General features: G+C 46.7%; 2 protein-coding genes and 4 pseudogenes. 1 reads left to right on the top strand and 5 read right to left on the bottom strand.

Features of this window, described 5'->3' with window-relative positions; all coding sequences use genetic code 11:
- Nucleotides 1-133 precede the first annotated feature (133 nt).
- From HX812_RS31300 to HX812_RS32230, 4 genes and pseudogenes are all read right to left on the bottom strand, one after another.
- Nucleotides 134-244, bottom strand: a pseudogene (locus tag HX812_RS31300) (IS5/IS1182 family transposase); the annotation flags it as partial.
- A 16-nt stretch (nt 245-260) separates the two neighbouring features.
- Nucleotides 261-965 carry a transposase gene (locus HX812_RS31305; RefSeq protein ID WP_038850224.1) on the bottom strand — a complete coding sequence of 235 codons (705 nt, stop codon included), beginning with the start codon at nt 963-965 and terminating at the stop codon, nt 261-263.
- Nucleotides 966-1422: 457 nt separating this feature from the next.
- On the bottom strand, nt 1423-1776 hold the full coding sequence (locus HX812_RS31310; protein WP_038850225.1) for a hypothetical protein: 354 nt from the start codon (nt 1774-1776) through the stop codon (nt 1423-1425).
- Nucleotides 1777-3624: 1848 nt separating this feature from the next.
- Nucleotides 3625-3741 (bottom strand): annotated as a pseudogene (locus HX812_RS32230) (fructose-bisphosphate aldolase); the annotation flags it as partial.
- Between the two features lie 158 nt (nt 3742-3899).
- Here HX812_RS32230 and HX812_RS31315 point away from each other — a divergent pair.
- Nucleotides 3900-3977: pseudogene (locus tag HX812_RS31315) on the top strand (fructose-bisphosphate aldolase); the annotation flags it as partial.
- 60 nt (nt 3978-4037) lie between these two features.
- Here the strand turns inward: HX812_RS31315 and HX812_RS31320 are convergent.
- A pseudogene (locus HX812_RS31320) lies at nt 4038-4318 on the bottom strand (fructose-bisphosphate aldolase).
- Between the last annotated feature and the right edge of the window lie 310 nt (nt 4319-4628).

Genomic DNA, 4628 nt, shown 5'->3' on the forward strand with positions numbered 1-4628 from the left:
CCCCTAAACCAAGTAACAAAGGTTTAAAACAAGCTCGTATTTATACGGTTAAAGTGTATTTTCCGCCTGCGTTTTGGTTTGATCTTTTGAAGTGTTATTAGTCTGTTACCACCATGCCCCATTGCAGCCCGCATTACAGGCTAACCTCTTCTGCACTCAGCAACCGTTTTCGCACCATCCACAGGTTCGACAAGGCGAATAAAGTCGTCTGCTGCGCAATTTTTTTCACCAAACCGTGAATTTTATGGGGACAGATTTATTTAAAGATCTGCCCATGCTTTCGCGGGCCTGCCTTGCCCACGGTTCGCTATTCGTAGGCCTGTAATTTTTTCAATGTCATCTGTGAAAACGGAGTTGCCCGTTAACTGTCCTCTTTGCAACGCATTTCGAATCAGTTGGATCTCAGATGTTGGAATGCCTTGTTCAATAAGAGAAACATACCGCGCTCGTTTTTCGTGAGGATCTAGGTGCTCTTCCATAAAGCAAGGCGCCTCATCCAGCCAGTCGCCTCCGTTTATGGTGTTGAACCGAACGCTGAAACTCGACCAAGGGTAATTACCCGGATGTTCAACCATATAGGCGCGAACGGGGTTGAGTTCTATATACCGGATGCAGGCAAGCAGATAGGTATCGCTCTGAACTATACTTGACCTGTATCGACTTTCCCAAAGTGTTCCCGAGCGACCTTCCAGTCGATTCCGGTAGCGTGTTGTGCGTGCAGCCAGCGCCTTCATCAGCTTTGCGAGTGCGGTTGGGTCTTCACCTGGATCTAGCAAAAGGTGAACATGATTGGTCATCAAACAAAAGGCGTAAACTTTCACTGCGAACGCAGTTTTCAATTCCCGCAGATTCGCGAGATAGCGTTTGAAATCAGCCGTGTCTGCAAAAACGACTTGCTTGTTATGGCCCCGCTGAACCACGTGGTGCGGGGAATTAGGCAGTACCAATCGTGCCATCCGGGGCATAATGTAGTTCCTACATCCGAGTAGAAAGACGAAAGAATAGCAGCCGCGGGGCTTCGACTCTCTTAGTGACAGCGTTTAACTGAAACCAAATAAATCCGGGGTAGTTAAATAGCGATTAAATTGGGTTGATATGCGGAAAAGCTGTGAGACGAGTAGCTGAGATGTGTCAGTCAATTCAATAAATAAATCTGTCCCCTTTTACGCTATAAATAAATCTGTCCCCTTTTACGCGGTCCCCTTTACGAAGGTGAATTGATCCTTAGGTGTTTAAAAAGAAGCCCGCAGTGATGCGGGCTTTTATTTCACTTAGAAGTGAGAAAATGCTTAAGGGGAATTATTGCGTTCTGGGTTGATCGGATTAGTCATATTTGATGTTCCCTCCCTGGCATTCGCAACAGAACACTTCACTTGAAGGGTAAGTATCGCCATCGCCTGCTATCGGCTATGTGCATCAAGGTTACTTGACAGCGTCAAAAGGGTGTCTCGTGTTCGCTTCTAATACCCCATTGCCAATGGGGGAATTTATTACACAAGCCTCAACTTTTTTAGTGCGATTGGAATCCCGCCACCTGGCGATCGTTTCTTTCGAGAGCGCTAGCTTGGTATTGATCATAGAAAAACTTTTAATTGCTTCTGGAAGTTCGACGGATTTTATGTCGTCGAATTCAATCGCTTCCATTTCATTATTAACCTCTACGATCATGGCACCACTATCAAAGTCGTAGCCTCGAAAGGTAGCTTCTTTTTCTTGCATGTCTGTCATGAGTAAGGTTATTGCGTCGTCTTTTTCCAATAATGCTAGGATGTCCATTGTGAAGTCCTCTTTAATGTATGGAATTTAATTATCGCTCGAAAGAGAGCGTATGAAACCTGTCAAGATTGACAGCTGATTGTTCTTTTTTGCGATTTAAACTTCTGTTGTTATATTGTTTTCGGAGTTGGTTTTTTAGCTGCTGCGCTTGGCACGTTGATGTCGATCAGATCTCGGGCCGAGCGCGCGATGCAAGTTTCTGTTTTTGTTTGACATTTAATCCCTCCACACGCCGTCTCATGTAGCGACATAACGTTGCGAGAATGAGATGCTAACAGTCGCGCCGGCTGCGTTACGTTCTATAAATGAGATATCGTGGGTGCCGGGTAGAATTGGAGTGGATGTTAAATCAAATTCCAAATTGAGTATTCCTTGGTTAGAATCCATGATTTGGAATAGCATTAGACCGGTTATTGTTCTTATCGGCAGGAGTGTCATTAGATTAGTAGCGATATTTCTAACCCTGAGTTGGACAGTGTCATCCGCTCTGACGCAACGAGGCAAATATAAGCTGGCCAAAATCCAGTTCCCTCCGCTTATCGTGATTATTGGCCTTAGAGCTACGATGGCCACACCCGGATATGGAGTTCTGAGCAATGGAAACAGAGAAGTCGAGGGCGTTGTAGGGAGGGGGGAGGGAGTGGGCTCGTCGGTGTTATAGTGTTCATGATTGATTTCCTCTTGAGTATTTATTGACCCGCTAGTCGTTGGAGGTGGTTAGTTTAATACGGTTTCAATTGAGAGAGCGTTGTGAAATATGTTGACCTTGAGGGCGAGAGATCAATGGTCTGTCTTGGGCAGCGAGTCCTCTGTAAGTTTAAGAAAATGGTTATTTTGGAGCCTTCCATTTCGTTATCGTCTTCCTGAGGGCTAACGTATATCGTACTAAGATATCGTATAGTTACTCGTGAGTGACACCGCCCTGGGTGCACCCAGTTGGTTGCGTAGTACAAAACTAAAGGCGTAGTTTCCGGGAGAAAATTGTGTTGTGCGCATATCATAATTTTTTATTATGTGCCTGCCTCCCTGGTGCTCCATGTCTTCATAAACGATACGATCGGTCAACGGGACGGTAGACAACACAGTGGTTGTGTTCGTGGCGATGTTACGAAGCCTAATGTCCATGGAATAATCTGCTCTTATGCAAGTTGGAAAATAAAATTCAAAGTCAAATATATCCCGTCTCGCAGTCATTATGATTCGGGGGCGAACGGCAACCTGGATAGGCCCGGTATATGCAGTTTTGTATGCGAGAAAAAGCATAGTGGACGCTGATAAAGGTAGAGGTAAAGGTGCTGGCGGTGCTGTTGGGTTAATATTCACAATGATGCCCTCTGCTTTTTGCGGACTGAGTTATGTGCGGCTGAATGCAAAGTAGTAATTTGAGAGTTCGATTTCGCGTGCATAAAGCCTGAGATTTTTGGTGGTTAAAGTACATGAATGACGTCAATTTTTCCGCGATCAGCTACGGTGTTATCACCATTCGGCTCCTATGATATATAGGCTTTAGCTATTGCGTTTATTGCAACTATTTCGAAATCTCCTCCTTGTTATTCATGGAGGCAGAAATATAGTCATCAAGTTAAAATTCATATTGAGCTCTCTTTTTTATGCCTTTACGGGTTGTTGAGATATGATTATTTTCGGTTTTATCTAGCATGTAAGCTGTCAATGTCGACAGTTTTTTATATTATTTAGATATAGTTTTATATTTTTTTACTCCTATTTGAGTGATTACGGGGACAGATCTATTTAAGCGGTGAAGGGATGGCAGGTTGAGCTCAATATTTAATCGGTGAAGATTAAAGGGCCCGTAGCCAGGCGGGCTCTCTTGTGGGCGAGATTTGATCAGGCGACTTTAGGGGTATCGAAACCTCGGTGCTCAATCACCCGGAACAGATCGCTAACGTCCTGCACCAGAATGCGTGCGGTATTGGCAACGTTAAACAGACGACGAGCGCCGAAGCGCTCATCGTTGTATTCATGATGCTTGGTTACACACGTATCATTAGGGCTGCGAAACCCTATCGCCGTTCAACGCCGGCGACGGGGCAAACTATAAGCGTGGTATGACGCAGAACCCCTGTGGGAGCTGCACAAATAAATCTGTCCCCTTTATAAGAACAAAGATCAAGCCGATCTCGTTGGAAGCGATGTACCAGCGGTATTTGAAAGGTGAGTTGAACGCTAAGGTGAACTAAGTCCTCGGTGCTTAAAAAGAAGCCCGCAGTGATGCGGGCTTTTTTGTGGCCGAGATTTGATCAGGCTGCGCTGTGTGTAACGAAACCACGATGTTCGATCACGCGAAACACATCACTGACGTCCTGCACCAGAATGCGCGCCGTGTTCGTCACATTGTTCAGATCGCGCTCGCCAAAGTGCAGGCCATCAGGTTGAGGTGTTCAAGGGCGGCGTTGAGGCGTTCGCGCAGGCAGGCGTGGAGGTCCGGCAGTGGGGCGTTGCTGTCGATCAAAAGGACAGGGTTGTCGGTAGCGTTTTCGGTGCAGGGGTAAAAGCGGCGAGGTGGTAGTTGGTTCTTCATGGCAAATCCTTAACTCAAGAGAAGAATGGCCACCGTTTGCTGCGAAACAAATTAGGGTGGCAGTTGTGCGCGGGTTCGCAGACCGAGGAGTTAAGACCCGGCAGACCCGAAGGTCTCCCACGCACAACCGCCATAACGAAGACGGCCGTCGGCAAGAATACCGGGGCTGCTTTGACGGTTGTGGTTTTAACTCTGAAGGGCTGCGAAACCCTATCGCCGTTCAATATCGGCGACGGGGCGAACTATAAGCGTGGCCCTGATTCACCGCAACGGCCCTGTAGGACGCAGAACCCCTGTGGGAGCCGGGCTT

Origin of the sequence: Pseudomonas sp. IPO3749 (assembly GCF_013386605.1) — a bacterium.
Classification (GTDB): Bacteria; Pseudomonadota; Gammaproteobacteria; order Pseudomonadales; family Pseudomonadaceae; genus Aquipseudomonas; species Aquipseudomonas azotoformans_A.

Coding starts and splice junctions, on each gene's coding strand:
- HX812_RS31310 (WP_038850225.1), bottom strand. CDS start 1,776: ATGGACATCCTAGCATTATTGGAAAAAGACGACGCAATAACCTTACTC.
- HX812_RS31305 (WP_038850224.1), bottom strand. CDS start 965: ATGCCCCGGATGGCACGATTGGTACTGCCTAATTCCCCGCACCACGTG.